This is a genomic window from Stenotrophomonas sp. A3_2 (assembly GCF_036624925.1).
GTDB classification, from domain to species: Bacteria; Pseudomonadota; Gammaproteobacteria; order Xanthomonadales; family Xanthomonadaceae; genus Stenotrophomonas; species Stenotrophomonas hibiscicola.
Map to the genome: position 1 here is coordinate 1 of NZ_JAZKVY010000044.1, position 26,029 is coordinate 26,029.

Below are 26,029 nucleotides of genomic sequence, written 5' to 3' on the forward strand. Positions count from 1 at the left end.
GAGCCCATGCTCGGCTGCTTTTGGCGGTAAAAGCAGCCGAGCATGGGCTCGGCTCTACAGGAATTCCTGCCCTCCCGACGGTGATCAGATCACCGTCAGGTTGGCGTAGGCCATCACCAGCCACTTGCTGCCGGCGTCGGCGAATTCGACCTGCACGCGGGCGTGTGCGCCGCTGCCTTCGTAGTCGGTCACCATGCCTTCGCCAAACTTGGGATGGGTAACCAGCGCGCCGAGCTTGACCGGCGGTGCCTCGATCGAGGCGTGGCCCATCACCCGGCTGGCGCCCATCGATGCCGGCCGCGAGACCTGCACCTTCGGGCGGACTTCGTGCAGCAGCTCGCGCGGAATCTCGCGCAGGAAGCGCGACGGCAGGCTGTAGTTGTCCTGGCCGTGGATGCGGCGCGATTCGGCGTAGCTCAGCACCAGCTTCTGGCGCGCGCGGGTGATGCCGACGTAGGCCAGGCGACGCTCTTCCTCCAGCCGCCCGCTTTCTTCCAGCGAACGTGCGCTGGGGAACAGGCCGTCTTCCATGCCTGCCAGGAACACCAGCGGGAATTCCAGGCCCTTGGCCGAGTGCAGGGTCATCAACTGCACACCGTCCTCGCCGGCCTGCGCCTGGCCTTCACCGGCCTCCAGCGCGGCATAGGCCAGGAACGCGACCAGCTCGTCCATGTCCTCGCCCACTTCCTCGATGTCGTCGGCGCGGCGCACGAAGCGCGACGCCACCGAGACCAGTTCGTCGAGGTTGTCGGTACGCGATTCCGAATCCAGCGAATTGCGGCTTTCCTTGCTCCAGTGCTCGCGCAGCTGCGAGCGGGCCAGCACGTGGTCCACGCGCTCGGCCAGCGTCATGTGCACGGTCTGCGCCTGCAGCTCGTTGACCAGCCCCAGGAAGCCGGCCAGTGCATTGCGCGCACGTGCGGCCAGCGCGCTGCCCTGGGTGACCAGCATCGTCGCTTCCCACAACGAAATGCCCTGCGCACGCGCCTCGCGGCGCACTTCGTCCAGCGTGCGGTCGCCGATGCCCCGGGTGGGCGTGTTGACCGCGCGCTCGAAGGCGGCGTCATCGTTGCGGTTGGACAGCAGGCGCAGGTAGGCCAGTGCATCCTTGATTTCGGCACGCTCGAAGAAGCGCATGCCGCCATACACCCGGTACGGCACCTGTTCACTCAGCAGCGCTTCTTCCAGCGCGCGCGACTGCGCGTTGCTGCGGTAGAGCACGGCCACTTCAGTGTAGCTGCCACCGTCGCGCACCCACTGACGGGCGCGCTCGACGATGTAGCGTGCCTCGTCCATCTCGTTGTACGCGGCGTACAGGTCGATCGGCTCGCCGTCGCCGCTGTCGGTCCACAGCTGCTTGCCGATGCGATCTGGGTTGTGCGCGATCACCGCGTTGGCGGCGCCGAGGATGTTGGCGGTGGAGCGGTAGTTCTGCTCCAGGCGGATGGTCTGCGCGCCCGGGAAATCGCGCAGGAAGCCCTGCACGTTCTCGACCTTGGCGCCGCGCCAGCCGTAGATGGCCTGGTCATCGTCACCGACCACGAACACGTGGCCGGAATCGCCGGCCAGCACGCGCACGAAGGCGTACTGGATGGCGTTGGTGTCCTGGAACTCGTCCACCAGGATTTCGCGGAAGCGGGCGCGGTAATGCGCCAGCAGGGCCGGGTTGTCGCGCAGCAGTTCATGCGCGCGCAGCAGCAGCTCGGCGAAGTCGACCAGGCCGGCGCGGTCGCAGCGCGCCTGGTATTCGATGTAGGCCTGGCGCATGGTTTCCAGCCACGCGTCGTGCGGTTCGGGCTGGATGTGCTGCGGGCGGCGGCCCTCGTCCTTCTGCGCGTTGATCCACCACGCGATCTGCTTGGGCGGGTACTTGCCGTCGTCCAGCTCCAGCGCCTGCACCACGCGCTTGACCAGCCGCAGCTGGTCGTCCGAGTCCATCACCTGGAAGCCTTCTGGCAGCTTGGCGTCCTGCCAGTGCAGGCGCAGCAGGCGGTTGGCCAGGCCGTGGAAGGTACCGATCCACATGCCACGGCTGCCATGGGGCAGCTGTGCGTCGATGCGGTGGCGCATTTCGCCGGCCGCCTTGTTGGTGAAGGTCACCGCGAAAATGCCGTGGGTCGGCACGCCATCGACTTCATGCAGCCAGGCGATGCGGTGGGTGAGTACGCGGGTCTTGCCGGAACCGGCACCGGCCAGCACCAGGTGGTGGCCGGGAGGAGCGGAGACGGCTTCGCGCTGGGCCGGGTTCAGGCCATCAAGCAGGTGGGAGACATCCATGCCCCCATTTTACGGCATCGCCGTCGCGACTCCTGCGACCACTTCGGTGGCCAGCGCCTGCGCCTGCTGACGCAGTTCAGGCACCGCCAGGCTTTCCCACAGGCTGCCGATGCGCAGGCTGCCGAGCACGCCCAGCCGTGCCTGCGGCTGGCCACTGGCGCTGCGCAGGCGGTCGCCCGGCACCGTGCTGTCCAGGCCCAGCCCATGCGGGCCGGGGCGTGCCAGGCCCTCGGCCTGCAGCTGCTGCAGCAACGGATTGCGCAACGCGTTGGCGCGGGTTTCCACGCCGGTGGCGTTGACCACACCGCCGATCGTCCAGTGCTGTTCATTGCCGTTGGCATCGCGACCCGACAGCCGCAGGGCATCGCCTTCGCGGCCGACGGATTGCAGGCGGGACCGGTGAATGCGCAGTTGGCCGCTTTCGGTCAGCGCCTGCAGCTGTGCGTCGACCTCTTCGGCGATGCGGTGGCGATGCACGTCCCAGTAGCGCACCACATGGCGCAGGAAACGACGCTGGTCGGCCTCGTCGAGGCTGCACCACAGCGCCTGCCCGTGCGGACGGATGCGGTCCATCACGCCCTGCCACGGCAGGCCATCGGCCTGCGCTTGACGGGCGAAGCCACGCAGCGCACGCAGGCGCTGGCGCAGGTTCATCGGCAGCAGCACCGCCGGATCGAAGCTGGGCAGGCCGCCGTGCGCGTGCGGCAACGGCAGCAGGCCATGGCGCGAGATCACATGCAGCGGGCCGGTATGACCGGCGGCGACCAGCGCCAGCACGGTGTCGGCCATGCTCAGGCCGGAGCCGACAATGGCCACGGCCTGGTCGCCGGCCAGGGTACGCACACCGTCGTAGTCCCAGGCCTCGATCACGTCATCGGCGGGCAGTGCGTCGGCACCGGCCACCGGCAGCGGGCGCATGCTGTTGCCGGTGGCGAGCACCGCCTGCGCGGCATGCAGCGTGCTGCCATCGCCGAGTGTCAGCTGGTAGCCGTGGTCATCCGGCTGCAGGCCCAGTACCGGCTGCGCGATCACCTGCAGCTGCGCCGGGCTCGCCGCGGCGGCCTCCTGCAGGCGCTGCTGCAGGTAGGCAGCAAAGTAATGGCGACACACGTAACGCTCGCCCAGCACCTCGCGCGCCTCGCCCGGGTAGGCGTTGGCGGCCATCAGGTAGTCGAGGAAATCGCCAGGCTGGTCGGCAAACGCACTCATCTTCGCCGCCGGCACGTTCAGCAGGTGCTCCGGCCACGGCGTGGCATAGGCGATGCCCTGCGCCAGCTGCGAAGCCGGTTCGAAGATGGCCAGCGCCAGCGGCGCCTGGGCCTGGCGCAACACCTGGATCGCCACCAGCACCCCGGCCGCACCACCACCGATGATTGCCAGGTCCAGTTCGCCATTACGCGGTGAATCAGTCATGCGCCGATTGTAGGCCATCGGCGATGACGGGCCGGGTTGCCGAAGCGGGCGGTTGCCGCCACCTCACATCAACGCATCGGCCAGCCGTGCGATGCCTTCGCGGCTGCGCCGCCACGTGGGGCGACTGCGCCACTGCTGCAGGTCCAGCTGCCGCGACTCGCGCAGGTAGCCATCCTCGATCGCGCACAGCTGCTGCACCAGCGCGCGGTCGTAGCAGACCAGCCCGATCTCGGCATTCAGCGCGAACGAGCGGATGTCCATGTTGATCGAGCCGAGTACGGCGATGTCCTCGTCCACGCTCATGTGCTTGGCGTGCAGGAACTGCGGTTCGTACAGCGCGATGCGCACGCCACAACGCAGCAGCTCGTCGTAGTAGGCCTCCTGCGCCCACGAGGTCAGCCGCTGGTTATTGCTGGCCGACAGGATCAGCTGCACCTGCACGCCGGACAATGCGGCGATACGCAGCGCGCTCAACGTGGCCTCGTCGGGCACGAAATATGGGGTCACCATCACCAGCCGGCGCCGCGCCAGATGAATCAGCGCCGCAACCGCATCGCGCGCGTTGCTGTACGGGTAGGCCGGGCCGCTGGGCAGCAGCTGGGTGGCGATGTCGTCGCCGCATTCGGGAACATCGGTGATCACATCCAGGCGCTGGCCGGTTTCCATGTACCAGTCGCTGGCGAACACCGCTTCCAGATGCGCCACCGCCGGGCCGCGCACGCGCGCCACCAGCTCGCGGTTCGGGTGGCCAGGCACGAACTGCGGGCCGGCCAGATTCTGCGAACCGACATAGGCCACTTCGTTGTCGATCACCGCGATCTTGCGGTGGTTGCGCAGGTCCATGCGGCCGCTGCGGCGCCAGCGCAGGCCACCGGGCAGCATCGCACGCACTTCGATATCGCGAGCTTCCAGGCGTTTGCGATAGGCGCGCAGGCCACGCTTGGCACCCACCGCGTCGAGCAGCACGCGGCACTGCACGCCCCGTGCAGCCGCACGCTGCAGTGCCTCGACGATAGCCTCGCCCACCGCGTCGTCGAACATCAGGTAGTACAGCAGGTGCACCCGGTCTTCGGCCTGGTCGATATCGGCAATCAGCGTGTGCAGCGATTCGTCGTAGTCGGTCAGCAGATCGACGGCGTTGCCGTGCACCGGCATGAAATCGCCCTGGCGCTGCACCAGCGGCACGATCTCGGCGCTTGCGGTATCCGGCTGCGGGGTCCAGCGCAGGCGATGCTGCAGCGCCTGTTCCTCGCGGATGACCTGCGAGGCCTCGGCCTGGCGGCGGATGCGTTCGCGTGACAGCCACGGGTGGCCAAACAGCAGGTACAGCGGCAGGCCCAGCAGCGGCACGAAGCCCACCAGCAGCAGCCAGCTGCGCGCCGCCCCCGGCGTGGTGCGGGTGGGAATCCAGCACAGCGCGACCAGCCGGATCAGCCAGTCGATCAGCAGCAGATACGAACCCAGCAACCACTCGAACAGCATCGCGTCGCCCGTCGGGAGGTGATGGGCCATTCTGCCCAGCAGGATTTGTAGAGTCGAGCCATGCTCGACTGCCTTTCGAACCGACGGCAGAGAGCCAGCGTGTCGACCAGGGTCGACAGCTACCGGGTGCGGGGAGAGCGTGCCGACCAACGGTCGGCACCCACCACCTGGATGCCAGGCATGAAAAAACCCGCCACAAGGGCGGGTTTCTTCGCGGGGATCAGCAATCCGTGCGGATTACTTGATCTTGCCTTCCTTGTACAGGACGTGCTTGCGCACGACCGGATCGTACTTCAGGAATTCCATCTTCCCCGGGGTGTTCTTCTTGTTCTTGTCGGTCGTGTAGAAGTGGCCGGTACCGGCCGAGGAAATCATACGGACCTTATCGCGCTTGCCTGCCATGATGCTTTACTCCTCAGACCTTTTCGCCGCGCGCACGCAGCTCAGCCAGAACGGAATCAATGCCGTTCTTGTCGATGGTGCGCAGTGCATGCGCGGAAACACGAAGCTTGACCCAGCGGTTCTCGCTGGCCACCCAGAAACGGCGCTCGTGCAGATTCGGCAGGAAACGACGACGGGTCTTGTTGTTGGCGTGCGAGACGTTGTTACCCGTCTGCACTCGCTTGCCGGAAACCTGGCATACGCGGGACATTGCGCACCTCGATAGTAGTAGTTGTCAGCCCGTAGCCCGGGAGACGGCGGCCTCGATGGTTGCCCACCACACGTCAAGAGAATCAAAGGGTTACGCTGGCGTTGGGCGGCCGGGGACGTGCTCCCGGGGGCGCCGCCCGGTAGAAAACCGGACACAGCGAGCCGCGCATTATGCACGGGTTCAAGCACTTGCGCAAGTTACCCACAGGCTGCGGCTGAACCGGCAGGGCCGGGAGCCCGCCAACCGGCATACTGGCCCGGATCACTGCGGAGCTTTCCATGCGGCTGCTGGCCCTGACCTACGGAACCGAAGGCGATACGCGCCCGCTGGCCATGCTCTGCCATGGGCTGATCGGCGCAGGCCACGCGGTGACACTGCTGGCCGATGGCGGCACCCTGGGCAGCGCGCAGGCCCTGGATGTGCCCCACGCGGCCCTTGAGGGCGACATCCATGACGAAGTGGTCGCCCTGGTGTCGCGTGGCAACGGTGTTGCCGCCGCCAGTTCCGGTCTGGCACGGATGGCGCTGCAGCATGTCAGCGGCTGGATGCGCCAGGCCGATGCGGCCGCAGAAGGCTGCGATGCGATTCTGACCGGTGGCCTGGCGGCCTTTGTCGGCATGAGCGTGGGCGAACGCCGCGGAATGCCGGTCATCGGCACCGGCATGATCCCGCTGACCCCGACGCGGGCCTTCCGCTCTCCGTTCCTGCCACCGGGACGCTCGCCGGGCTGGTTGAACCGCGCCAGCTATGGGCTGGTCAACGGCCTGATCTGGCGCCAGTTCCGCCGGCCGATCAACGCGGCACGCCAGCAACTGGGGCAATCGCCGCGCCGCGCGTTGTGGTCCGGCCTGCCGATGCTCTATGGCATCTCGCCGCAGCTGCTGCCGCCACCGGCGGACTGGCCGGCCAGCCACATCGTCTGTGGCCAGTGGCGGCTACCTGATGCGCCCTGGACGCCCCCGGTCGATCTGCAGGCCTTCCTCGATGCCGGGCCGCCGCCGGTGTACCTGGGCTTTGGCAGCATGACCGGGTTTGATCGCGAGCGCGTGCTGCCGGCCCTGCTGCAGGCGCTGGCACCGCGCCGGGTGCTGCTGTTTCCGGGGTGGGCCGGGCTGCCGACGGGCGCGCTGCCAGCAGATGTGTTCGTGCTCGGCCCGACGCCACACGAAGCACTGTTCCCGCATTGCGCACTCGCCATCCACCATGGTGGCAGCGGCACCACGCATTCGGCCTGCCGCGCCGGCATTCCCTCGCTGGTGATGCCGTTCGCCGCGGATCAGTTCTTCTGGGCCGATCGCCTGCATCGGTTGGGCGTGGCACCGGCACCGTTGTCACCGAAGCGACTGGATGCAGCAACGCTGGCGGCAGCCATCACCTTCGCTGAAACCGACGCAACACGCGCACGCGCGGCAGCCCTGGGCGCGGCGATGAGCCATGAGGACGGGGTGGCACGTGGCGTGGCAATGATCGAGCGCTGGTTGCGGCCGGTGTAACAGCGGCCAGGCCCCAGCGCAGGTGCGGAATCACCTGCGCCAGCAGATGGGCATCCTTGAGCGCGCCGTGCAGGCCGCGCTTGCTTGGGATACGCAGGCGCTGCAGCACGTCGTCCAGCTTGTTGCCCTGACCGGGCCAGCGCCCGCGCGCCAGCTTCAGGCTGCAGGTGACGCGACAGTGCTGGGCCAGCGTGGCAGGAATGCCAGCCAGGCGCAGCTCATTGTCGAGGAAACCCACATCGAAGGTGGCGTTGTGCGCGACCATCTCGCTGCCGCGCAGGAAGTCCAGCAGTTCGGCGGCCTTGCTGGAAAACAGTGGCTTGCCCACCAGCATCGCATCGCTGATGCCATGCACGCGCTGTGCGCCCCAATCGACCCTGCGCTGCGGCTGCAGGTAGGTGTGGAACTGGCGGCCGGTGAGCTGGCCATCGATCAGTTCGACGGCACCGATTTCGATCACCCGATGCCCCAGGCGGTGGGAGATGCCGGTGGTTTCGGTATCCAGTGCGACGATGCGATTCATGCGTGGCGATGGTTCCTGTTGCGTGCCGCGATGATTTTCGCATGCCTGCAGCAGGAAGCCCTCCCTGTAGCCGAACCCGTGCTCTGCTCACGCGCGAAGCGCGGGCCTTGAGCGCTGGAGCGAGAAGCAGCCGAGCGTGGGCTCGGCTCTACAGGTGCGTGTGCATCACCCCAACGCTTGCACCACCCAATCGATGAACACCCGCAGCCGCTGGCTCATGTGCCGGTTCGGCGGGAACATCACATGCATCGGCATGGGTGGAAGCCGCCAGTCCTGCAGCAGCGGCAGCAGTTCGCCGCGCGCCACGTGCGGCGCGGCCATGTAGCTGGGCAGCGCCACCACCCCCAGGCCGGCCAACGCGGCCGCCAGATACGCGTTGCCGTCGTCGAAGCCGACCGTGTAGCGGCCCTGCACCTCGATGCGCTCATCGCCACGTTGTGCAGTGAACACCCGCGCCCGGCCACTGCGCGGGCTGAGGAAGCCGACCATGTGGTGGTCCGGCCCTTCCAGCGCGCGCGGATCGGTCGGCAAGCCGAAACGCTGCACATAGCCGGGGCTGGCGTGGAAACCGATCGGCAGCGCCGCCAGCGGCCGCGCCACCAGCGCCGGGTCGGCCGGGGTGCCGCCGCGGATCACGCAGTCGACGTTGTCGGCGATGACATCGACCTCGCGGTCGCTGACGCCGATGTCCAGCTGGATCTCCGGGTAGCGCGCCTGGAAATCCGGCAGTGCCGGCACCAGCCGCAACCGCGCGTAGGGCCCCGGCACATCCACGCGCAGGCGTCCGCGCGGCTGGCTGGCTGCGTCACCCAGCCCGCCCTCCACCTCTTCCAGCTCGGCCAGCAGGCGGGCGATGCGCGGGTAGTAGGCCGCACCGTCGGCGGTGACGCTGACCCGGCGCGTGGTGCGGTTGAGCAGGCGCAGCCGCAGGTGTGCCTCCAGCTGCTGCACCAGCTGGGTAACCGTGGTGCGGCTGATCTGCAGGGTGTGCGCGGCGCGGGTGAAGCTGCCGGTTTCCACTACCCGGGCAAAGGCCCGCATCGCCTCGAAACGGTCCATGGCCGGCCGTGATTATTTGGGATTGGCAATCAATCTAGGCCGATCATCGCGGTTTATCCAGACAGCGCTCGCGAGGAGGATGGCGTTCTCTCCCACGGGATCTTCCCCATGTCACAGCGTGATGTCGTTTTCCCCGCCGGGCGCCAGGCCCTGTACGAGCGCAACCGCTACTCGCCGGCGATCCGGTCCGACGGCTTCCTGTTCGTTTCCGGCCAGGTCGGCAGCCGCGAGGACGGTTCGCCCGAGCCGGACTTCGAGACGCAGGTGCGCCGCGCCTTCGAGAATCTCAATGCGGTGTTGGCTGCCGCAGGCTGCACGTTCGATGACGTGATCGACGTGACCGTGTTCCTGGTCGATCCGGAGAAGAACTTCGAGAAGGCCTGGGCGATCGTGCCCGAGTACTGGGGCCAGGCGCCGCACCCGACCCTGACCGGTATCGGCGTGACCTGGCTGTACGGGTTCCAGTTCGAGATCAAGGTGATCGCGAAGCTGCCTGCAGACCGGTAGTGCCGGCCGCTGGCCGGCAATGTGTCGGGGGTCGAAAAGCGTGTCGACCAAGGTCGACCCCTACCGGGGGGCTGATCGTGCGAAAGCAGCCGAGCGTGGGCTCGGCTCTACAGAAGCGCAGCCCGGTGGGCCGAAAGGCCCGCCCCACCTGAACGGGAGATTCCGACGTATTCCCGAAGCGGCCATTGATATTGTATCCGGCGAAAACCGCTTGCTAGCCTCCCCTTCATGCGCTGGATCACCCGCCACCTCCGTTCGACCCTGCTGATGCTGCTGATGGCAGCATTCGTGGTCGTGCCGGTGGCCGACGCGCTGGCGTGCACGGTGGAACCGCACGCCAGCACGGTGCATGTGGAGTCCGCACCGGATTCCGATGGCGACAGCGACGGCAAGCATGTCAGTGCCTGTGGCCACAACCACTGCCACCATTCGAACCTGAGCCTGCCGGCACACACGCTGGCCGCGTTCGGGGCGCCGCTGCCGGCGCGCTGGATGAGTGCTGGCGATGCGGCGGCCTATGCGGTTGCCCAGGATGAGTTGACGCGTCCACCCCGGGCGTGAGTTGAGCGCGTCCCGCGATTGCGGGCTCCCGTTTCACTCACAACCGGAATCCCCCTATGTCGATCCTGACACCTCGGTCGCCGCGTGCGGCCGGGCTGGTCGTCGCCGTGTTGCTGGGCCTGGCCCCGGCGGCATCGGTGATGGCGCAAGCCGCCCCCTCCTACGACACCCTGCTTGAACGCCTGGACCAGCTGCCCGGCACTCGTGTGGGCACGGCACTGGCCGAGGCCGCCGATGCGCGCGCCGACCAGGCCCGTGCGCTACCCAACCCCTCCCTTTCCTGGTCGGCCGAAAACGCCTGGGGCTCCGGCACCTACCGCGGCATGGGCAAGGCCGACACCGTACTCACCCTGTCCCAGCCGCTGGAGGTCTGGGGCCAGCGTGGCGCGCGCGTTCGTGCCGCCCGTGCCGAGGCCCAGGCGGCCAACCTGCGTGGCGCGCAGAGTCGCAGCGACGTGGCCAGCCAGCTGGCGGTGGTCTATGCACAGGCGGAAAGTGCACTGCGCCGCTACACCCTGGCCGAGGAAGCACTGTCACTGACCCGCGATGACGCCAACGCCGTCAACGCCATGGTCAAGCAGGGCCGCGAACCACAGCTGCGCGCGGTGCAAGCGCAGAGCGAAGTAGCCAATGCCATGGCGTCGCTGGATGAAGCACAGGCGTTCCGCGATGCCGCGCTGGCCCGCCTAGCCGGCACCGCGCTGCTGGATGCGCCGGTGCAGTCGATCGACAACAGCCTGCTCGACCGCGCACCACCGCTGCCGCGCGGTGCCACCGATACCGCACTGGCAGTGCGCATTGCCGAAGCCGAAGCCGATGCGGCGAGCAAGCTGGTCGACGTGGAGCGCAAGCGCGCCCTGCCCGACCTCAGCGTCACCGCCGCACAGACCCGCTTCCGCGAAGGCGGCGAGCGTGCCTACAACCTCGGGCTCAGCCTCAGCATCCCGCTGTTCGACCGTAACCGCGGTGGCATCCGCGCCGCCAATGCCGACCAGCGCGCGGCCGAGGCACGCCTGGACCAGCAGCGCCGCGACAGCGAGGCCGCACGCCTGTCCGCCGTGGCCGGGCTGAAGGCGGCCGGCAGCCGCACCCGTGCCGCCGATGAAAGCGTGGTCGCCGCCGAAGAGGCCTACCGCCTTGCACGCATCGGCTTCGACGCCGGACGCATCTCGCAGCTGGAACTGCGCAGCACGCGCAGCGCCCTCATCGCCGCCCGCGGCGCCGCCGTGGATGCGCGCCTGTCGCGCGTCGGCGCGGAAATCGATCTTGCCCGCCTTGAAGGGCGCGCACCTTTTGTGGAGGCACCATGACTCTCTCCCGTACCTTCCCGCTGATCGGCGGCGTGCTGCTGACCGTGCTGCTGGCCGGCTGCGCTGGCAACGCGCAGACACCTGCAAATGAAGACCCCGCCGCGGCCAAGGCGGGCACCGACGATGGCCATGGCCACGCGACCGACAGCAAGGAAGCCAAGGCGGAAGCCGCCAAGGCGCCGGCTGACGCCGATGAAGGCGTGGTGCCGCTGACCCCGGAGCAGATCAAGGCGTCCGGTATCGAGGTGGTCGCCATCGGCCGCGGTGGCGGTGGCTCGACGCGCCTGTCCGGCCGCGTCGAGCCGTCGGTGGGCGCACGTGCCTCGGTGGCGTCGACCGTGACCGGCCGTGTCGAACGCGTGCTGGTCGCACCGGGCACCGCAGTGAAGCAGAACCAGGCCCTGGCCATCGTGGTCAGTGGCGAAGCGGCGGTGTTCCGTGCCAATGCGCTGGCCGCCTCGGCCGAAGCCGAGGCCGCGCGCCTGGCCTATGGCCGCGACAAGGCGCTGGTCGACCAGGGCGTGGTCGCGCGCCAGGAGATGGAAGCCTCGCGCGCACGTTCGCTGGCGGCACAGGCCCAGGCCGCTGCCGCGCAGGCCCAGGCCGCCGCCAACGGCGCGCCCGATGCCAGTGGCCGCGTGCGCATCACCAGCCCGGTGGCCGGCATCGTCGGTAACGTGCAGGTCACTCCGGGCGGTGTGGTCGCCGCCGGCAGTGCAGTCGCCGATGTCGCCGACCCGTCGATGAACGAGCTGGTGTTCACCGCACCGCCGGCGCTGGCTGCACAGGTCACGCCGGGCATGAAGCTGGAAGTGAGTGTGCCGGGGGGCAGCTTCACCGCCACCGTCACCGGCTCGGCCGCCGATGTCCGCCAGCAGGGCGGCGTCGCGGTGATCCGCGCCACGCCGGTGGATGCTTCGCTGCCGCCGGCCGGTTCGCCGGTGTCGGCCGTGGTGGTCACCGAAGGCCAGGACGGCTCGCTCAGCGTGCCCGCCGATGCGGTGCAGAACGTCGATGGCAGCAGCGCGGTGTTCGTCGCCGTCGAAGGCGGCTTCAAGGCGCAGCCGGTACTGGCCGGGCGTCGCGCCGGCGACCGCATCGAGATCCTCGGTGGGTTGAGCGGCAGCGAACGCATCGTCGGTGCCAACGCCTTCCTGCTCAAGGCCGAACTGGCCAAGGGCGAAGCCGAGCACGGCCACTGAGGAGGCGATCATGTTCAAGCTGATCATTGAAACAGCGGTGCGCCACCGCTGGCTGGTGGTGTTCATGGCGGCGCTGATCGCCGCCGTGGGCCTGTTCCAGCTGGGCAAGCTGCCGATCGACGCGGTGCCGGACATCACCAACCGCCAGGTGCAGATCAACACGGTGGCCCCGGCGCTGACCCCGGAGCAGATCGAACGGCAGGTGACCTATCCGCTGGAAACCGCGCTGGCCGGCATTCCCGGCCTGACCACCACCCGTTCGCTGTCGCGCAATGGCTTCTCGCAGGTCACCGCGATCTTCACCGATGCCACCGACATCTACTTCGCCCGCCAGCAGGTAGCCGAGCGCATGCGCGAAGCGTCGGAAGACCTGCCCGATGGTGCATCACCGATGCTGTCGCCGGTCACCACCGGCCTCGGTGAAGTGCTGATGTGGACGGTGGACTTCACCACGTTCGACCCAGCCAAGCTGGCCAAGCCCGGTGAAGCCGGCTGGCAGGCCGGTGAGGTCTACCGCACACCGGAAGGCAACCTGCTGCGCACGCCGGAGGAACGCGCGACCTACCTGCGCACCGTGCAGGACTGGATCATCGCGCCGCAGATGCGTTCCAGTCCGGGGCTGGCCGGCGTCGATACGGTCGGTGGCTACGTCAAGGAATACGGCGTGCATCCGGACAGTGCCAAGCTGGCCGCGCACGGCCTCGGCCTGGCCGACCTGGTCACTGCCCTGCAGCGTTCCAACGTGCAGGCCGGTGCCGGTTTCGTGCAGCGTGCCGGCGAGGGCCTGGTGGTACGTGCCGACGGCCTGGCGCTGACCACCGACGACCTGGCGCAGGCGCCGGTCGCCACCCGCAATGGCGTGGTGGTGCGCGTGGCCGATGTGGCCGACGTCGACCTGAGCCGCGCGCCGCGCCTGGGTGCGGCCAGCCGCAATGGCCATGAAGCCGTGCTGGGTACCGCGCTGATGATCGCCGGTGGCAACAGCCGCACCGTGGCGCAGGCCGCTGCGGCGCGCCTGGAACAGGTGAACAAATCGCTGCCGGCCGACATCGTGGCGGCACCGGTGCTGGACCGCAGCGTGCTGGTCAATTCCACCATCAAGACCGTGGCCAGGAACCTCACCGAGGGCGCACTGCTGGTGGTGGTGGTGCTGTTCCTGCTGCTGGGCAACCTGCGTGCGGCAACGATCACCGCCCTGGTGATCCCGCTGTCGTTCCTGTTCGCAGTGATCGGCATGAACCGCTTCGGCATCAGCGGCAACCTGATGAGCCTGGGTGCGCTGGACTTCGGCATCCTGGTGGACGGTGCGGTGATCGTGGTCGAGTCGACCCTGCTGATGCTGGGCCAGCGCCGCGCCGAACTGGGCCGTGCGCTGACCGCGATGGAACGCCTGCGCGTGGCCGCCGATTCGGCGCTGAAGATGGCGCGCCCGGCGGCGTTCGGCCAGCTGATCATCCTGCTGGTGTTCGCGCCGATCCTCACCCTGGAAGGCGTGGAGGGCAAGACGTTCCACCCGATGGCGGCGACCTTCATGCTGGCCCTGGTCGGTGCCTTCCTCTTCTCTTTCACCTTCGTGCCAGCGATGACGGCGCTGCTGGTGCGCGAGCCCAAGGTGAAGGAAGGCGATGCGCATGCGGACGACGGCGAGCACGAGACCAGGCTGATACGCGTGCTGCGTGCGCGCATCGAGCCGGTGATCCGCAAGGCCGTAGCGCATCCGCGCACGGTGGTGGCTGGCGCGGTGATGATGGTGGTGGTGGGCATCGGCTCGTTCTCGCTGCTGGGCCGTGAGTTCATGCCGACGCTGGACGAAGGCAACGTGGCGATGCAGGCCCTGCGCGTGCCATCGACGTCGCTGGAGCAGTCACTGGCCATGCAACTGGCGTTGGAGAAGGTGATTGCCAAGCAGCCGGAAGTGGAGACGGTGTTCTCGCGTACCGGTACCGCCGAGGCGGCGATCGATCCGATGCCGACCAATATCTCCGACAGCGTGATCGTGCTGAAGCCGCGCAAGGACTGGCCCGATCCGAAGCTGGACAAGGAAGCCCTGGTGGCGCGCTTCGAGAAACTGGCCGGGCAGCAGCTGGGCAACAGCTTCGAGTTCAGCCAGCCAATCGAGCTGCGCTTCAACGAGCTGATTTCCGGCGTGCGTACCGACCTGGCCGTAATGATCTTCGGCGATGACTTCAGCCAGCTGCAGAAGGTGGCCGACCAGGTGGCGTTGAAGCTGCGTGCGGTGAACGGCGCGGCCGACGTGCGGGTGGAACAGATCTCCGGCCTGCCTACGCTCAACGTAGCGATCGACCACGTGGCGGCGGCGCAGTACGGGCTGACCGCCGCGGACGTGAGTGATGCGCTGTCCACCGGCATTGGCGGCGCTGCGGCCGGCAAGATCTTCGAAGGTGATCGCCGCTTCAACGTGGTGGTGCGCCTGGACGATGCCTCGCGCAACGATCCGGACCAGCTCGCGTCACTGCCGATCGCCACGCCGTCAGGGCTGGTGATTCCGCTGTCGTCGGTGGCGCGCATCACGGTGAGCGAAGGGCCGAACCAGATCAGCCGCAACAATGGCAGCCGCCGTGTGGTGGTGCAGGCCAATGTGCGTGGCCGCGACCTGGGCGGCTTCGTCGGCGAGGCACAGGCAGCGGTGGCCGACGTGGCACTGCCGCCGGGTGCCTACCTGACCTGGGGCGGTCAGTTCGAGAACCTGCAGCGCGCGGAGAAGCGGCTGGCGACGGTGGTACCGGTGGTGTTCCTGCTGATCGGCAGTCTGCTGTTCATGGCGCTGCGCAGCGGCAAGGAAGCCATTCTGGTGTTCAGCTGCGTGCCGTTGGCGCTGGTCGGCGGCATCCTCGCACTGCTGCTGCGTGGCATGCCGTTCTCGGTATCGGCGGCGGTGGGCTTCATCGCCGTCTCCGGCGTGGCGACCTTGAACGGCTTGGTGTTGATGCAGGCGATCCGCGAGCGCCTCGACGCCGGCGACCTGCCGCTGCAGGCGGCGATCAACGGTGCCTCCAGCCGCATCCGCGCGGTGCTGACCACGGCGCTGGTAGCGATCGTCGGCTTCATTCCGATGGCGATTGCCAGCGGTTCCGGTGCGGAGGTGCAGAAGCCGCTGGCGACGGTGGTGATCGGTGGCCTGATCACCGCCACCGTGCTGACCCTGCTGGTGCTGCCGACGTTTGCCGCACGCGTGGCCAAGCCGCGGGCGGTGGGGTGAGGTTGGGGGTCGGATCCCCGCCCTTCGGGCGGGGCTCTGACCCGATTACACGACGGTCAGGCCTTCTTGCGCTCGGCGATGTAGGCCTGGATCTGCTGTTCCAGCACCGGCAGCGGCACCGAGCCCTGCTTGAGCAGGGTGTCGTGGAAGCCCTTGATGTCGAACTTGTCGCCCAGCTCCTTCTCGGCCTGCGCACGCAGGCGCACGATGGCGATCTCGCCCAGCTTGTAGCTCAGCGCCTGGCCCGGCCAGGAAATGTAGCGATCCACTTCGGTGGTCACTTCATGCTCGCTCAGCGCGGTGTGGTCACGCAGGTAGGCCAATGCCTGCTCGCGGGTCCAGCCCTTGCTGTGCACGCCGGTGTCGATCACCAGGCGCGCAGCACGCCACATCTCGTAGGTCAGACGGCCGAAATCCTCGTACGGGGTTTCATAGATGCCCATTTCCACGCCCAGCTTCTCGCAGTACAGCGCCCAGCCTTCGCCATAGGCGGAGATGTAGGCGTTGCGGCGGAACTCGGGCAGGTTCTTCTGCTCGGCGGCGATCGCGCCCTGCAACGCGTGGCCCGGATCGGACTCATGCAGGGTCAGTGCCGGCAGGTTGTACAGCGGGCGCGACGGCAGGTTGTAGGTGTTGAGCCAGTAGGTGCCCATGCCACCGCGGCCGGCGGTCCAGAACGGCGCGATGTCCGGCGGCACCGGCACGATGGTGAAGCGCGCGCGCGGCAACGTCATGTACTTGCCCAGCTGGCCATCGGTTCGCTTGGAGATCCACGCGGCGCGTGACAGCAGCTCTTCCGGCGTCTTGGCGTAGAACTGCGGATCGGTACGCAGGAAGGTCAGGAACTCGGCGAAGCTGCCCTTGAACTTCACCTGCTTGATGATGTCGTTCATTTCCTTCTGGATGCGTGCCACCTCATCCAGGCCGATGCGGTGGATCTCCTCCGGCGACAGGTCCAGCGTGGTGTATTCGTGGATCTGCTGCTTGTAGTACGCCTTGCCATCGGGCATCGCTTCGGCGGCCAGGGTGGTGCGCGCCTGCGGCACGTACTCGTTGACGAAGAAGGTGCGCAGCTGCTGGAACGCCGGCACCACCTTGCCGCTGATCGCTTCACGCGCCTGCGCCTGCAGCCTGGCCTGTTCGGCGGCCGGGATGCTGTTGGGCAGCTTCTTGAACGGCGCGTACAGCGGCGATTCGGTCGGGTCCTTCAGCTCGGCGACGGTGGCGATGGACACTTCGCGGCCATCCAGCACCGCGCGCGGCACGCTGAAGCCGCGCTTCAGGCCGGCGCGCATGTTCTCGGTCTGCTGGCCGAAGTAACGCGGCACATCGTTCAGCCGTGCGATGTAGTTCTGGTAGTCCTGTACGGTCTTCATCTCGCGCCGGGCCATGAAGGACAGGTTGGACCAGAACGAGGAGTCGGCGTTGAACGGCATCTCGTAGCCGCGCAGGCGCACCTCTTCGGCGAGGTTGAACACCTGGTCGCGGTAGATCGCGTAGTTGACCTGGTTGTCGGGCGACAGGGTCTTCGGGTCGATCTTCTTCAGCGCGGCCAGGGTCTCGTCCCACACCTTCAGGCGCGCCTGCTGCGCGGCCGGGCCGACGTCGGGCATGCGGGTGGCATTGGCCGGGGCGTCCTCGTCCTCGCTGGCCTCGCCGCCGCCATCCTGGCGCCACTTCCATTCCTTCTCGTACACCGCACGGAAGGCGGCGTCGGCGGGCGATTCGGTGGCCACGCTGGCCGGTGCGGCGGTGGCGGGCGGTGCAGCCAGCGCCACGGCGGGGGCGGACAGGGCGAGCAGCAGGGCAACAGCAAGACGGGTTTTCACGAGCACAGGTTCCCGGGAAGGCAGACCCCGATGATGGCACCGCCCACGGCTCATGGCATGGGACGAAGGTCCTGCCTGCAGCGCAGGCAGGACCGGGAACCGGCCGCAGGCCGGGGCCCAAGCGCCGCAGGCGCGTGGTAGAGCCGACTGTCAGTCGGCTGCTCTTCGGCCAGACGTGGCAAAGCCCGCGCTCCGCGCCAAAGTCGACTGACAGTCGACTCTACCCACGGCAGACCGCATCCCGGCGCAGCTTCAGTGGCTGGCCTTGTCGCGCTTCCAGCCGCGGTGCTTGATGTCCAGGTGCAGGCTGTACAGCGCGGTGAACGCCGGGAACAGGTTCTGCAGCACACCCACCGAGTCCTGCTTGGCCGAGAACAGGAAGTAGCTCAGCGTCATCAGGCTGCCGATCACGCTCATGTACCAGAACAGGCGCGGGATGACGGGCTTGCCAGCGCGCTTGGAGGCGATGAACTGGACCAGCCAGCGGCCGCCGAACATCAGTGCGCCGGTGTAACCGATCAGCTTCCAGCCGGTTACATGCAGGCCGGTCCAGTACAGCCAGGTCAAGGGCTGATCCAGCCAGTGAAGCTCCAGATCCATCAGCGCTCCTCCACCGCGGTGCGCTTGCTTCGGGTGATCAGCCAGGCCACGCCACGCAGATCGCGGATGCCGACCAGCGCGCGGCCGAGGTTGTTGTACTTGGACACACCGGCGGTACGGTGGCGGTGGTTGACCGGCACGCTGGTGGTCTTCCAGCCGGCGCGCTGCATCAGCGCCGGCAGATAGCGGTGCATGTGGTCGAAATACGGCAGGTCGAGGAACGCGCTGCGTTCGAACAGCTTGATGCCGCAACCGGTGTCTGGGGTGTCGTCGCGCAGCATGCGCGCACGGATGGCATTGGCCCAGCGACTGGCCCAGCGCTTGCTGCTGCTGTCCTGCCGGTTGACGCGCCAACCGGCGAACAGCTTCACCTGCGCGTCGGCGGCGTCGCGTGCGGCGAGCAGCTTGGGAATATCGGCCGGATCGTTCTGGCCATCGCCATCCAGGGTCGCGATCCACGGCGCCCGCGCATGCTTGACGCCGGTGCGCACCGCCGTGCTCTGCCCGCTCTGGTTCACATGGTGCAGCACGCGCAGTTCCGGGGTGGTTGCCTTCAGCCCCTGCAGCACCGCCAGGGTGTCATCACGCGAGTGGTCGTCGATGTAGACGATCTCGAACGGCAGCCGGCCACGCAGCGCAGCGGTGATTTCGGCGACCAGCGGGGCAACATTGTCGCGCTCGTTGAACACCGGGACGACAACGGAAAGCTCGGGTTGGCTCATAAGGCACTCGGCCAAAGGGGGGACAAAGACCGCGCATTCTCCGAAACCGAGGTTATCCGAAGATGAACCCGGCGGCATGAGGATCCATTCTCAGGCGCGATCACCAAAATACTCGCGGCACCACTGCACCACAGGCGGCAGGCCTTGTTCGATCGGGGTCACCGCATCGAAGCCGAAAGCGTCATGTGCGCGCCGGGTATCGGCCATCGTGCGCACCATGTCGCCGGGCTGCATGGGCTTGTAGACCTTCTGCGCGGGGCGGCCGGCGGCCTGCTCGATCACGCTGATGAAGCGCTCCAGCTCGACCGGCGTATGGTTGCCGAGGTTGAACACCCGGTGCGGCACCGGGCCGTCGGCCGGATGCGCGAGGGCGCCGAGGATACCGGACACAATGTCGGAGACATGTGTGAAATCGCGCTGCATACGGCCTTCGTTGAACACGTCGATCGGCCGACCGGCCAGCACCGCCCGCGAGAACAGCAGCGGTGCCATGTCCGGCCGGCCCCACGGGCCATACACGGTGAAGAATCGCAGCCCGGTGGCATGCAGGCCGTACAGCTGTGCGTAGGTGTAGGCCATCAGCTCGTTGGCCGCCTTGGTCGCCGCGTACAGCGAGCGCGGCTGGTCCACGCGCTGGTCCTCGGAGAACGGCGGCGTGGCCGAGTCGCCGTACACCGAACTGCTGGAGGCATACACCAGGTGCTGCACGCCACGGTGGCGGCACAGCTCGAGCATGTTGACGAAGCCGACCAGGTTGCTATCGACGTAGGCCTGCGGGTTTTCCAGCGAATAGCGCACGCCGGCCTGTGCAGCCAGATGGATCACGGCGGTCGGCTTCACTTCGTCGAACAGCGCGGCCAGGCCTTCGTTATCGGTCAGGTCCAGCGTGCGCAGGTCCAGCGCCGGGCACAGCGCGGCCACGCGGTCACGCTTGATCTGCGGGTCGTAGTAATCGTTGAAGTTGTCCAGACCGACCACGGCCTGGCCGGCCTCCAGCAGCGCGCGGGCGGTGTAGGCACCGATGAAGCCGGCAGCGCCGGTAAGCAGGATGGTCATCGCGGGTCTCGATCAAAGCACCCCGCTGCCATCGGCGTGGCCGACGTCGCGGGGATGCGTCGGCCGGCGTGATGTGGCGCCGGGTTCAGCCCTGGCGCGTACGCAGCTTTTCCAGCACGCCGTCCAGGGTGTCCAGATCGGTGTAGTGGATGATCAGCTTGCCCTTGCCGCCACGGCCGTGGTTGATCGCCACCTTGGCACCCAGCGCTTCGGACAGTTCGGTTTCCAGCGAGGCGATGTCGGCCTGCTGCACCTTCGGCGTCGCCACCGGGCGGTTGCTCGGCACCTTGCCGGCGGCGAAGGCCTGCGCACGGCGCTCGACCTCGCGCACCGACCAGCCTTCATCGGCCGCTTCCTGCGCCAGCTTGCCGGCCAGCTCGGGGGCCAGGGTCAGCAGCGCGCGGGCATGCCCCATTTCCAGGCGGCGGGTTTCCAGCAGCAGGCGGATCGCCACCGGCAGTTCCAGCAGGCGCAGCAGGTTGGACACCGCCGCGCGCGAGCGACCGACGGCCTCGGCGGCCTCGGCATGGGTCAGGGTGAACTCGCTGATCAGGCGCTGCAGCGCCTCGGCTTCTTCCAGCGGGTTGAGGTCTTCACGCTGGATGTTCTCGATCAGCGCCATCGCGATGACGGTGCGGTCTTCCAGCTCGCGCACCACCACCGGCACTTCGTCCAGCCCGGCCAGCTGCGATGCGCGCCAGCGGCGTTCACCGGCGACGATTTCGTAGTTGCCCGCCGGCAGCTGGCGCACCAGGATCGGCTGGATCACGCCCTGCGACTTGATCGAGTCGGCCAGCTCGGACAGCTTGCCCTCGTCCATCTCGCGGCGCGGCTGGTACTTGCCCGGCTGCAGCTGGCCGACCGGCAACTTGCGCAGCACTTCACCCGGCAGCGGCTCGATCACCGCGGTGGTGGCCTGCACCTGGCTGACCGCGCCCTTCGGGCCCAGCAGCGCATCCAGGCCACGGCCGAGGCCTCGCTTCTTGGCTGCCGGCTTGCTGCTGGTCATCAGACGGTCTCCACGGCCTTGCCGGCCTTGTTGCGTTCGTTGTTGCGGCGGATGATCTCGCCGGCCAGGCCCAGGTAGGCCACGCCACCGCGCGAGGCGCGGTCGTAGCCGACGATGCTCTGGCCATGGCTGGGTGCCTCGGCCAGGCGCACGTTGCGCGGCACGATGGTGCGGAACACGCGGTCGCCGAAGTGCTCGGTGAGCTCGGCCGACACTGCGTTGGCCAGGTTGTTGCGCACGTCGAACATGGTGCGCAGCACGCCTTCGATCTCCAGCGCGGGGTTCAGGCTGGTGCGCAGCGCTTCGATGGTTTCCACCAGCGCGCTCAGGCCTTCCAGTGCGTAGTACTCGCACTGCATCGGCACGATCACCGAATCGGCGGCGGCCAGCGCGTTGAGCGTCAGCAGCGACAGCGCCGGCGGGCAATCGATCAGGATGTAGTCGTACTCGTCGCGGATCGGCGCCAGCGCGCGCTTCAGCCGCTGCTCGCGCTCGCTCTGGCCCATCAGCTGGATCTCGGCGGCGGTCAGGTCGATGTTCCCCGGCAGCAGGTCGTAGCCTTCGGCGGTCTGCACGCGCACATCGGCGGCGCTGTTCTCGCCCAGCAGCAGATCGCAGGTGGAGGCCGCCAGCTCACGCTTGTCCACGCCGCTGCCCATGGTCGCGTTGCCCTGCGAGTCCAGGTCGACCAACAGCACGCGCTTGGGTGCGTTGGCCAGGGAAGCGGCCAGGTTGACGGCGGTCGTGGTCTTGCCGACGCCACCCTTCTGGTTGGCGATGGCGATGATGCGGGCCATGCGGGTGTGCCTCGTCGACGGATGGTTGGGACCGATCATTATGCGTACAACCGGCCCCTTGCGGAAATCGTGGATCGCCAACCCGTTGTTCCACAAAGGGCTGGCGGCGCGAATCAGGGACCTGCAACGGTGACCAGGTGGCGTTCGCCGGCCAGGCCGGGCACGCTCAGCGGGGTCACCTCACGCACCTGCCAGCCAGCCGGCAGTTCCGCGATCTCCTCATGCGGGTAGACGCCCTTCATGGCCAGCAGCACGCCGCCGGGCCGCAGCAGGTGGCCACCGACGCGGACGATGCCGGCCAGGGTGTCCATCGCGCGGGCGGTCAGCTGGTCATAACGGCCGGCCTCGTCCAGCGCCTCGGCGCGCGATTCGGCCACGCGGGCATTGCCCAGGCCGAGCTGGCGCACGGCCTCGCGCATGAAGCGCGCCTTCTTGCCGTTGCTCTCGACCAGGGTGACCTGCAGGCCCGGGCAGGCGATCGCCAGCGGGATGCCCGGCAACCCGGGACCGGTACCGAGGTCGGCCAGGCTGCCATCAGCCACGAACGGCTGCATCGCCAGCGAATCGAGCAGGTGGCGGGTAACCATCTCCTGCGGGTCGCGGATGGCGGTGAGGTTGTAGGTGCCGTTCCAGCGGTGCAGCAGGGCCAGGTAGCGCAGCAGCGGCGGCGCCAGCGCGGCGTCCAGGCCCATGCTGGCCAGGCCCTGTTCCAGCGTGGCAGCCACGCTGGCGGGAAGTGGGTGTTCGCTCATGCCGCCATTATCGCCGGTTTTGCGCGCTGATTCCCCGCTTCAGTGCGGATACCAGGCCAACGCCGCACGGAACTGGCCGCTGGCCTGCCATTCGTGCAGGTGCCAGCGCGCGGCCTCGCCCAGTTCCAGGTCGCACCAGCGCAGGTGCAGGGCGCCATCGGCCCCCGGCGCCAGCTGCAGGCGGTGCAGGCCGAACGAGATGCCCTGGCCGTGCGCCTTCAGGATCGCCTCCTTGACGCACCACGCGCGGAAGAACCAGTGCTCGCGGTCGGCCTCGTCCAGGCGTTCCAGCCAGGCCACCTCCTGCGGGTGGAAGAAGCGCCGCACGATTTCCAGAAGACGAGGCCGCGGCCGCAGCAGTTCCAGGTCCACGCCCAGCCGCACGCCTTCGCCCAGCGCCACCAGCAGCACCTCACCGCTGTGGCTCCAGCCGGTCCCGTAGTGGGCCAACGGGCCGCTCAGCTCCGGCCGGCCCTTGTCGTCACGGACCAGTGGCAGCGTCTGCGGATCGGTGCCCAGCGCCTGCGCCAGTACCTGCCGGGCCTGCGGTTCACCGCGCTGGCCCGGCACGTGCGGGCAGCGCCAGACCGTCACGGGGCCGAAGCGCCAGGGGCCGTCGAGGGTGGCTGGCAGGCTCATCCGCACGCGCCCATCACGCAATTGCACGACGGGTTCACAGCCGTGCGCGTCAACTGGTCACAGTTTCCCACCGGAGGTTCGATCATGGGCATCATCATCTGGCTGATCGTCGGCGGCATCGTAGGCTGGCTGGCCAGCATCATCATGAAGCGCGATGCCCAGCAGGGCATCATCCTCAACATCGTGGTCGGCATCGTCGGCGCGCTGATTTCCGGCTGGCTGTTCGGCGGTGGCATCAACGAAGCGATCACCATCCGCACCTTCCTGTTCTCTCTGATCGGTGCGGTGATCCTGCTGGCGATCGTCAACCTGTTCACCCGCAAGAGCATACGGTGATCTGAGGGGTAGCGCCGGGCCATGCCCGGCGTCACCCTGCCGCCGCTGCGCTCGCCGGGCATGGCCCGGCGCTACCTCAACTCAAACCAACTGCACCCAGGCCGGCGCATGGTCACTCGGGCGTTCCCAGGTGCGCGGCTCGCGGTCGATGCCCGAAGCCACCGCACCGCTCTTCAGCGCATCGGAAACCAGGGTCAGGTCGATGCGCAGGCCCAGGTTGCGGCGGAAGCCGGCGGCGCGGTAATCCCACCAGCTGAAGGTACCCGCCTCGTCGTTGTGCAGGCGGAAGCCGTCGTGCAGGCCCAGCTGCAGCAGCTTGTTCAATGCGCCGCGCTCGGCGGTGGAGGTCAGGATGTGGTTGTCGTTCCACACCTCCGGGTCGTGCACGTCGCGCGCGTCCGGGGCGATGTTGAAGTCGCCCATCACGATCAGCTTCGGGTGGCGCTGCAGCTCTTCGGCGATCCAGGCATGGACCGCTTCCAGCCAGCGCAGCTTGTAGTCGTACTTGTCGGTACCGATGTCCTGGCCGTTGACCACGTACAGGTTGATCACGCGCAGGTCGCCGAAGGTACCGGCGATGACGCGCTTCTGCTCGTCCTCGAAGCCGGGAATGCCGATCTGCACGTCCTGCGCAGGCTCACGCGACAGCAGCGCCACGCCGTTGTAGGTCTTCTGGCCGGCGAACACGCTGCGGTAGCCCGCGGCGATCAGCGCCGAATCGGGGAACTTGTGGTCCTCCAGCTTGGTTTCCTGGATGCCGACGATGTCCGGGCCGAACTCCCTGAGCCACTGCTCCAGGTGCGGCAGACGAACATTGAGCGAATTGACGTTCCACGAGGCGATCTTCATGCGGGCATTCTACCCGGGTGGCCGGGATGGGGCTCGGCTCTACAGAAGAATCGGGCCGGGCCCTGATTCAGCAGAGCCACGCCCTGCCCGGGTTCACCGCAGCAGCAGCTTCAACAAACCCGCAATCTTCGAATACGGCGGCCGCAGCCGGTCGCTGGCCGCCCAGCGCGACTGCCACAGCACCGGCAGCCGCTTGCTCATCGCATCGAACCCGGCGCGGCCGTGGTACGCGCCCATGCCGCTGGCCCCTACCCCGCCAAACGGCAGGCCATCGGCGGCGAAGTGCAGCAGCGTGTCATTCACCGTCACCCCACCGGCCACCACCTGGCCGAGGATGCGCTCCACCGTCGCCTTGTCGTGGCTGAAGGGATACAGCGCCAGCGGCCGGTCGCGCGACAGCACGTCGGCCAGGGCCGCCTCCAGATCCGGATAGGCCCGCACCGGCAGGATCGGCCCGAAGATCTCCTCGCGCATCAGATCCAGGTCGTCCGGCGGGTCCAGCACCACGGTCGGCACCAGCAGGCGCTCGCGGTCGGCGCGCGCCTCATCCACCTGCGCCAGCGGAATGACCGGCACGCCGCGCTCGCGCGCCTGCGCCAGATAGCCCTGCAGGCGCCGGTACTGGCTGTCGTTGATGATGCGCGTGTAGTCGTCGGCATCGCTGAAGTCGCCATAGCGCTCGCGCACCTGCTGCTGCAGCGCCTGCACGAACTCGCGCTGGCGCGCGGTATCGATCAGCACGTAATCCGGCGCGATGCAGGTCTGGCCAGCGTTGAACCACTTGCCGGTGGCGAGCCGCGCTGCGGCTTTATCCAGCGGGAAATCGCGACAGACAATCGCCGGCGACTTGCCGCCTAGTTCCAAGGTGACCGGCACCAGATGCTCGGCGGCGGCGGCCATCACCTTGCGGCCAACAGCCGTCGAGCCGGTGAACAACAGATGGTCCAGCGGCAGCGAGGACACCGCGGAGGCCACGTCTGCCCCGCCCTGCACCACCATCACGCGATCGGGCGGGAACACACTGGCCAGCAGATCGGCCAGGAACGCGCTGGTGCGCGGCGTGTGTTCAGACGGCTTCAGCAGCACATGGTTGCCCGCGGCGATGGCGGTGGCCAGTGGCACCAGTGCCAGCGTGACCGGGTAATTCCAGGGCGAGATCACCCCGACCACACCCAGCGGCGTCGGCCGCAACTGCGCGCGCGCTGGCCACAGCCGCCAGCCGGCGCCCACACGCTGCGGTTTCGACCAGCGCCGCAGGTGGCGGCGCAGGTGGTCGATGGCCGACAGCACGCTCATGCCATCGGCCAGTTTCGATTCGGTGTGGGCGCGGTGGCCGAAGTCCTCGGCGATGGCCTGGGCCATCTCGTCCAGGCGTGGCTTCAGCGCCTCGCGCAGGCGGCGCAGGTCGGCTTCGCGCTGGTCGAGCGAAGGGCGCTGCGACTGCCAGGCACTGCGCAGGGTGTGCAGGATGGCGGGGAGGTCGGCCGGCGTGGTGGTGATCATGGGCCGACTATACGGGGTGCCGCGCATCGCCATGGTAGTGCCCGCCGCAGGCCGGCCAAGGGGTGAAGGAGTGGGGGATTGCTGGGGGTTGCGGGCCCAAAACCCCACGGGTTTAAACCCCCCCTTCCCGGGGGCGCCAACCACGCGTGGCCCCCCACCGCGTTTCAGGGGCCGCGGTGCAGACCGCGGCCTTTCTGTTTTCTGCGCCGTGTCATTTCGGCTCGCATTCCGGTAGTGG

Annotated in this window: 23 protein-coding genes and 1 pseudogene; 7 read left to right on the forward strand and 17 right to left on the reverse strand. The window is 68.1% G+C overall.

The window, feature by feature from the left end; translation table 11 throughout:
• Positions 1 to 84: 84 nt before the first annotated feature.
• The 5 genes from uvrD to rpmB form a co-directional block, all read right to left on the reverse strand.
• Entirely contained in the window at positions 85 to 2,277 is a 2,193-nt protein-coding gene (gene uvrD / locus R5H29_RS00605; protein ID WP_155030351.1) for a DNA helicase II, read from the reverse strand.
• Between the two features lie 9 nt (positions 2,278 to 2,286).
• Positions 2,287 to 3,708 (reverse strand): FAD/NAD(P)-binding protein, encoded by a 1,422-nt coding sequence (locus R5H29_RS00610; protein ID WP_332328558.1) that lies wholly within the window; start codon positions 3,706 to 3,708, stop codon positions 2,287 to 2,289.
• A 45-nt stretch (positions 3,709 to 3,753) separates the two neighbouring features.
• Complete coding sequence (gene cls / locus R5H29_RS00615; protein ID WP_164144858.1) at positions 3,754 to 5,172, reverse strand: cardiolipin synthase; 1,419 nt, start codon at positions 5,170 to 5,172, stop codon at positions 3,754 to 3,756.
• 237 nt (positions 5,173 to 5,409) lie between these two features.
• Positions 5,410 to 5,577 (reverse strand): 50S ribosomal protein L33, encoded by a 168-nt coding sequence (gene rpmG, locus R5H29_RS00620; RefSeq protein WP_169411268.1) that lies wholly within the window; start codon positions 5,575 to 5,577, stop codon positions 5,410 to 5,412.
• 10 nt (positions 5,578 to 5,587) lie between these two features.
• The gene (gene rpmB, locus R5H29_RS00625; protein WP_005411638.1) at positions 5,588 to 5,824 is read right to left on the reverse strand and encodes a 50S ribosomal protein L28; all 237 of its coding nucleotides are present in this window, start codon (positions 5,822 to 5,824) and stop codon (positions 5,588 to 5,590) included.
• A gap of 278 nt (positions 5,825 to 6,102) precedes the next feature.
• Here rpmB and R5H29_RS00630 point away from each other — a divergent pair, with 278 nt between their 5' ends.
• On the forward strand, positions 6,103 to 7,317 hold the full coding sequence (locus R5H29_RS00630; RefSeq protein WP_332328559.1) for a glycosyltransferase: 1,215 nt from the start codon (positions 6,103 to 6,105) through the stop codon (positions 7,315 to 7,317).
• Between the two features lie 16 nt (positions 7,318 to 7,333).
• On the opposite strand, the pseudogene dnaQ reads toward R5H29_RS00630, so the two are convergent.
• Together dnaQ and R5H29_RS00640 are read right to left on the reverse strand one after the other, a co-directional pair.
• A pseudogene (dnaQ, locus tag R5H29_RS00635) lies at positions 7,334 to 7,840 on the reverse strand (DNA polymerase III subunit epsilon); the annotation flags it as partial.
• Between the two features lie 165 nt (positions 7,841 to 8,005).
• Positions 8,006 to 8,899 (reverse strand): LysR substrate-binding domain-containing protein, encoded by an 894-nt coding sequence (locus R5H29_RS00640; RefSeq protein ID WP_332328560.1) that lies wholly within the window; start codon positions 8,897 to 8,899, stop codon positions 8,006 to 8,008.
• A gap of 108 nt (positions 8,900 to 9,007) precedes the next feature.
• Here R5H29_RS00640 and R5H29_RS00645 point away from each other — a divergent pair, with 108 nt between their 5' ends.
• From R5H29_RS00645 to R5H29_RS00665, 5 genes are all read left to right on the forward strand, one after another.
• The gene (locus R5H29_RS00645; RefSeq protein WP_332328561.1) at positions 9,008 to 9,406 is read left to right on the forward strand and encodes a RidA family protein; all 399 of its coding nucleotides are present in this window, start codon (positions 9,008 to 9,010) and stop codon (positions 9,404 to 9,406) included.
• Between the two features lie 228 nt (positions 9,407 to 9,634).
• Positions 9,635 to 9,967: a hypothetical protein gene (locus R5H29_RS00650; RefSeq protein WP_111098838.1), complete on the forward strand. Its 333-nt coding sequence runs from the start codon at positions 9,635 to 9,637 to the stop codon at positions 9,965 to 9,967.
• Positions 9,968 to 10,023: 56 nt separating this feature from the next.
• Complete coding sequence (locus R5H29_RS00655; protein ID WP_164144848.1) at positions 10,024 to 11,277, forward strand: TolC family protein; 1,254 nt, start codon at positions 10,024 to 10,026, stop codon at positions 11,275 to 11,277.
• A complete protein-coding gene (locus R5H29_RS00660; protein ID WP_332328562.1) occupies positions 11,274 to 12,479 on the forward strand; it encodes an efflux RND transporter periplasmic adaptor subunit in 1,206 nt (401 codons plus the stop codon). The genes R5H29_RS00655 and R5H29_RS00660 overlap by 4 nt, the downstream gene beginning before the upstream one ends.
• Before the next feature lie 10 nt (positions 12,480 to 12,489).
• Positions 12,490 to 15,699 carry a CusA/CzcA family heavy metal efflux RND transporter gene (locus R5H29_RS00665; RefSeq protein ID WP_332328563.1) on the forward strand — a complete coding sequence of 1,070 codons (3,210 nt, stop codon included), beginning with the start codon at positions 12,490 to 12,492 and terminating at the stop codon, positions 15,697 to 15,699.
• 56 nt (positions 15,700 to 15,755) lie between these two features.
• Here R5H29_RS00665 and R5H29_RS00670 read toward each other — a convergent pair whose 3' ends face one another.
• From R5H29_RS00670 to R5H29_RS00705, 8 genes are all read right to left on the reverse strand, one after another.
• Positions 15,756 to 17,528: a DUF885 family protein gene (locus R5H29_RS00670; RefSeq protein ID WP_180876321.1), complete on the reverse strand. Its 1,773-nt coding sequence runs from the start codon at positions 17,526 to 17,528 to the stop codon at positions 15,756 to 15,758.
• 252 nt (positions 17,529 to 17,780) lie between these two features.
• Positions 17,781 to 18,128: a lipid-A-disaccharide synthase N-terminal domain-containing protein gene (locus R5H29_RS00675; RefSeq protein ID WP_058979230.1), complete on the reverse strand. Its 348-nt coding sequence runs from the start codon at positions 18,126 to 18,128 to the stop codon at positions 17,781 to 17,783.
• Positions 18,128 to 18,850 (reverse strand): glycosyltransferase family 2 protein, encoded by a 723-nt coding sequence (locus R5H29_RS00680; RefSeq protein WP_019661749.1) that lies wholly within the window; start codon positions 18,848 to 18,850, stop codon positions 18,128 to 18,130. The genes R5H29_RS00675 and R5H29_RS00680 overlap by 1 nt, the downstream gene beginning before the upstream one ends.
• A 90-nt stretch (positions 18,851 to 18,940) precedes the next feature.
• Positions 18,941 to 19,906, reverse strand: coding sequence for an NAD-dependent epimerase/dehydratase family protein (locus R5H29_RS00685; RefSeq protein ID WP_111102317.1), 966 nt, complete (start codon positions 19,904 to 19,906; stop codon positions 18,941 to 18,943).
• A gap of 85 nt (positions 19,907 to 19,991) precedes the next feature.
• The gene (locus R5H29_RS00690) at positions 19,992 to 20,915 is read right to left on the reverse strand and encodes a ParB/RepB/Spo0J family partition protein (protein ID WP_005411652.1); all 924 of its coding nucleotides are present in this window, start codon (positions 20,913 to 20,915) and stop codon (positions 19,992 to 19,994) included.
• Complete coding sequence (locus R5H29_RS00695) at positions 20,915 to 21,712, reverse strand: ParA family protein (protein ID WP_019661751.1); 798 nt, start codon at positions 21,710 to 21,712, stop codon at positions 20,915 to 20,917. The genes R5H29_RS00690 and R5H29_RS00695 overlap by 1 nt, the downstream gene beginning before the upstream one ends.
• 113 nt (positions 21,713 to 21,825) lie before the next feature.
• Positions 21,826 to 22,464, reverse strand: coding sequence for a 16S rRNA (guanine(527)-N(7))-methyltransferase RsmG (rsmG, locus tag R5H29_RS00700; RefSeq protein WP_111098844.1), 639 nt, complete (start codon positions 22,462 to 22,464; stop codon positions 21,826 to 21,828).
• Positions 22,465 to 22,503: 39 nt separating this feature from the next.
• A complete protein-coding gene (locus R5H29_RS00705; RefSeq protein ID WP_021203532.1) occupies positions 22,504 to 23,103 on the reverse strand; it encodes a 4'-phosphopantetheinyl transferase superfamily protein in 600 nt (199 codons plus the stop codon).
• 84 nt (positions 23,104 to 23,187) lie between these two features.
• Between R5H29_RS00705 and R5H29_RS00710 the strand changes: the two genes are divergently transcribed.
• Entirely contained in the window at positions 23,188 to 23,439 is a 252-nt protein-coding gene (locus tag R5H29_RS00710; protein WP_005411656.1) for a GlsB/YeaQ/YmgE family stress response membrane protein, read from the forward strand.
• Positions 23,440 to 23,520: 81 nt separating this feature from the next.
• Here R5H29_RS00710 and xth read toward each other — a convergent pair whose 3' ends face one another.
• Both xth and R5H29_RS00720 read right to left on the reverse strand, forming a co-directional pair.
• A complete protein-coding gene (xth, locus tag R5H29_RS00715) occupies positions 23,521 to 24,288 on the reverse strand; it encodes an exodeoxyribonuclease III (protein ID WP_332328564.1) in 768 nt (255 codons plus the stop codon).
• A gap of 93 nt (positions 24,289 to 24,381) precedes the next feature.
• Positions 24,382 to 25,791: a coniferyl aldehyde dehydrogenase gene (locus tag R5H29_RS00720; RefSeq protein ID WP_332328565.1), complete on the reverse strand. Its 1,410-nt coding sequence runs from the start codon at positions 25,789 to 25,791 to the stop codon at positions 24,382 to 24,384.
• Between the last annotated feature and the right edge of the window lie 238 nt (positions 25,792 to 26,029).

What these genes read in the sequence shown, in the direction of transcription:
- R5H29_RS00660 (WP_332328562.1), top strand. Translation starts at nt 11,274, where the DNA reads ATGACTCTCTCCCGTACCTTCCCGCTGATCGGCGGCGTGCTGCTGACC.
- rsmG (WP_111098844.1), bottom strand. Translation starts at nt 22,464, where the DNA reads ATGAGCGAACACCCACTTCCCGCCAGCGTGGCTGCCACGCTGGAACAG.
- R5H29_RS00690 (WP_005411652.1), bottom strand. Translation starts at nt 20,915, where the DNA reads ATGACCAGCAGCAAGCCGGCAGCCAAGAAGCGAGGCCTCGGCCGTGGC.
- R5H29_RS00685 (WP_111102317.1), bottom strand. Translation starts at nt 19,906, where the DNA reads ATGACCATCCTGCTTACCGGCGCTGCCGGCTTCATCGGTGCCTACACC.
- R5H29_RS00655 (WP_164144848.1), top strand. Translation starts at nt 10,024, where the DNA reads ATGTCGATCCTGACACCTCGGTCGCCGCGTGCGGCCGGGCTGGTCGTC.
- R5H29_RS00695 (WP_019661751.1), bottom strand. Translation starts at nt 21,712, where the DNA reads ATGGCCCGCATCATCGCCATCGCCAACCAGAAGGGTGGCGTCGGCAAG.
- R5H29_RS00675 (WP_058979230.1), bottom strand. Translation starts at nt 18,128, where the DNA reads ATGGATCTGGAGCTTCACTGGCTGGATCAGCCCTTGACCTGGCTGTAC.
- R5H29_RS00680 (WP_019661749.1), bottom strand. Translation starts at nt 18,850, where the DNA reads ATGAGCCAACCCGAGCTTTCCGTTGTCGTCCCGGTGTTCAACGAGCGC.
- uvrD (WP_155030351.1), bottom strand. Translation starts at nt 2,277, where the DNA reads ATGGATGTCTCCCACCTGCTTGATGGCCTGAACCCGGCCCAGCGCGAA.
- cls (WP_164144858.1), bottom strand. Translation starts at nt 5,172, where the DNA reads ATGCTGTTCGAGTGGTTGCTGGGTTCGTATCTGCTGCTGATCGACTGG.
- R5H29_RS00710 (WP_005411656.1), top strand. Translation starts at nt 23,188, where the DNA reads ATGGGCATCATCATCTGGCTGATCGTCGGCGGCATCGTAGGCTGGCTG.
- R5H29_RS00610 (WP_332328558.1), bottom strand. Translation starts at nt 3,708, where the DNA reads ATGGCCTACAATCGGCGCATGACTGATTCACCGCGTAATGGCGAACTG.
- R5H29_RS00650 (WP_111098838.1), top strand. Translation starts at nt 9,635, where the DNA reads ATGCGCTGGATCACCCGCCACCTCCGTTCGACCCTGCTGATGCTGCTG.
- R5H29_RS00630 (WP_332328559.1), top strand. Translation starts at nt 6,103, where the DNA reads ATGCGGCTGCTGGCCCTGACCTACGGAACCGAAGGCGATACGCGCCCG.
- R5H29_RS00665 (WP_332328563.1), top strand. Translation starts at nt 12,490, where the DNA reads ATGTTCAAGCTGATCATTGAAACAGCGGTGCGCCACCGCTGGCTGGTG.
- R5H29_RS00645 (WP_332328561.1), top strand. Translation starts at nt 9,008, where the DNA reads ATGTCACAGCGTGATGTCGTTTTCCCCGCCGGGCGCCAGGCCCTGTAC.
- R5H29_RS00640 (WP_332328560.1), bottom strand. Translation starts at nt 8,899, where the DNA reads ATGGACCGTTTCGAGGCGATGCGGGCCTTTGCCCGGGTAGTGGAAACC.
- R5H29_RS00720 (WP_332328565.1), bottom strand. Translation starts at nt 25,791, where the DNA reads ATGATCACCACCACGCCGGCCGACCTCCCCGCCATCCTGCACACCCTG.
- rpmB (WP_005411638.1), bottom strand. Translation starts at nt 5,824, where the DNA reads ATGTCCCGCGTATGCCAGGTTTCCGGCAAGCGAGTGCAGACGGGTAAC.
- xth (WP_332328564.1), bottom strand. Translation starts at nt 24,288, where the DNA reads ATGAAGATCGCCTCGTGGAACGTCAATTCGCTCAATGTTCGTCTGCCG.
- R5H29_RS00705 (WP_021203532.1), bottom strand. Translation starts at nt 23,103, where the DNA reads ATGAGCCTGCCAGCCACCCTCGACGGCCCCTGGCGCTTCGGCCCCGTG.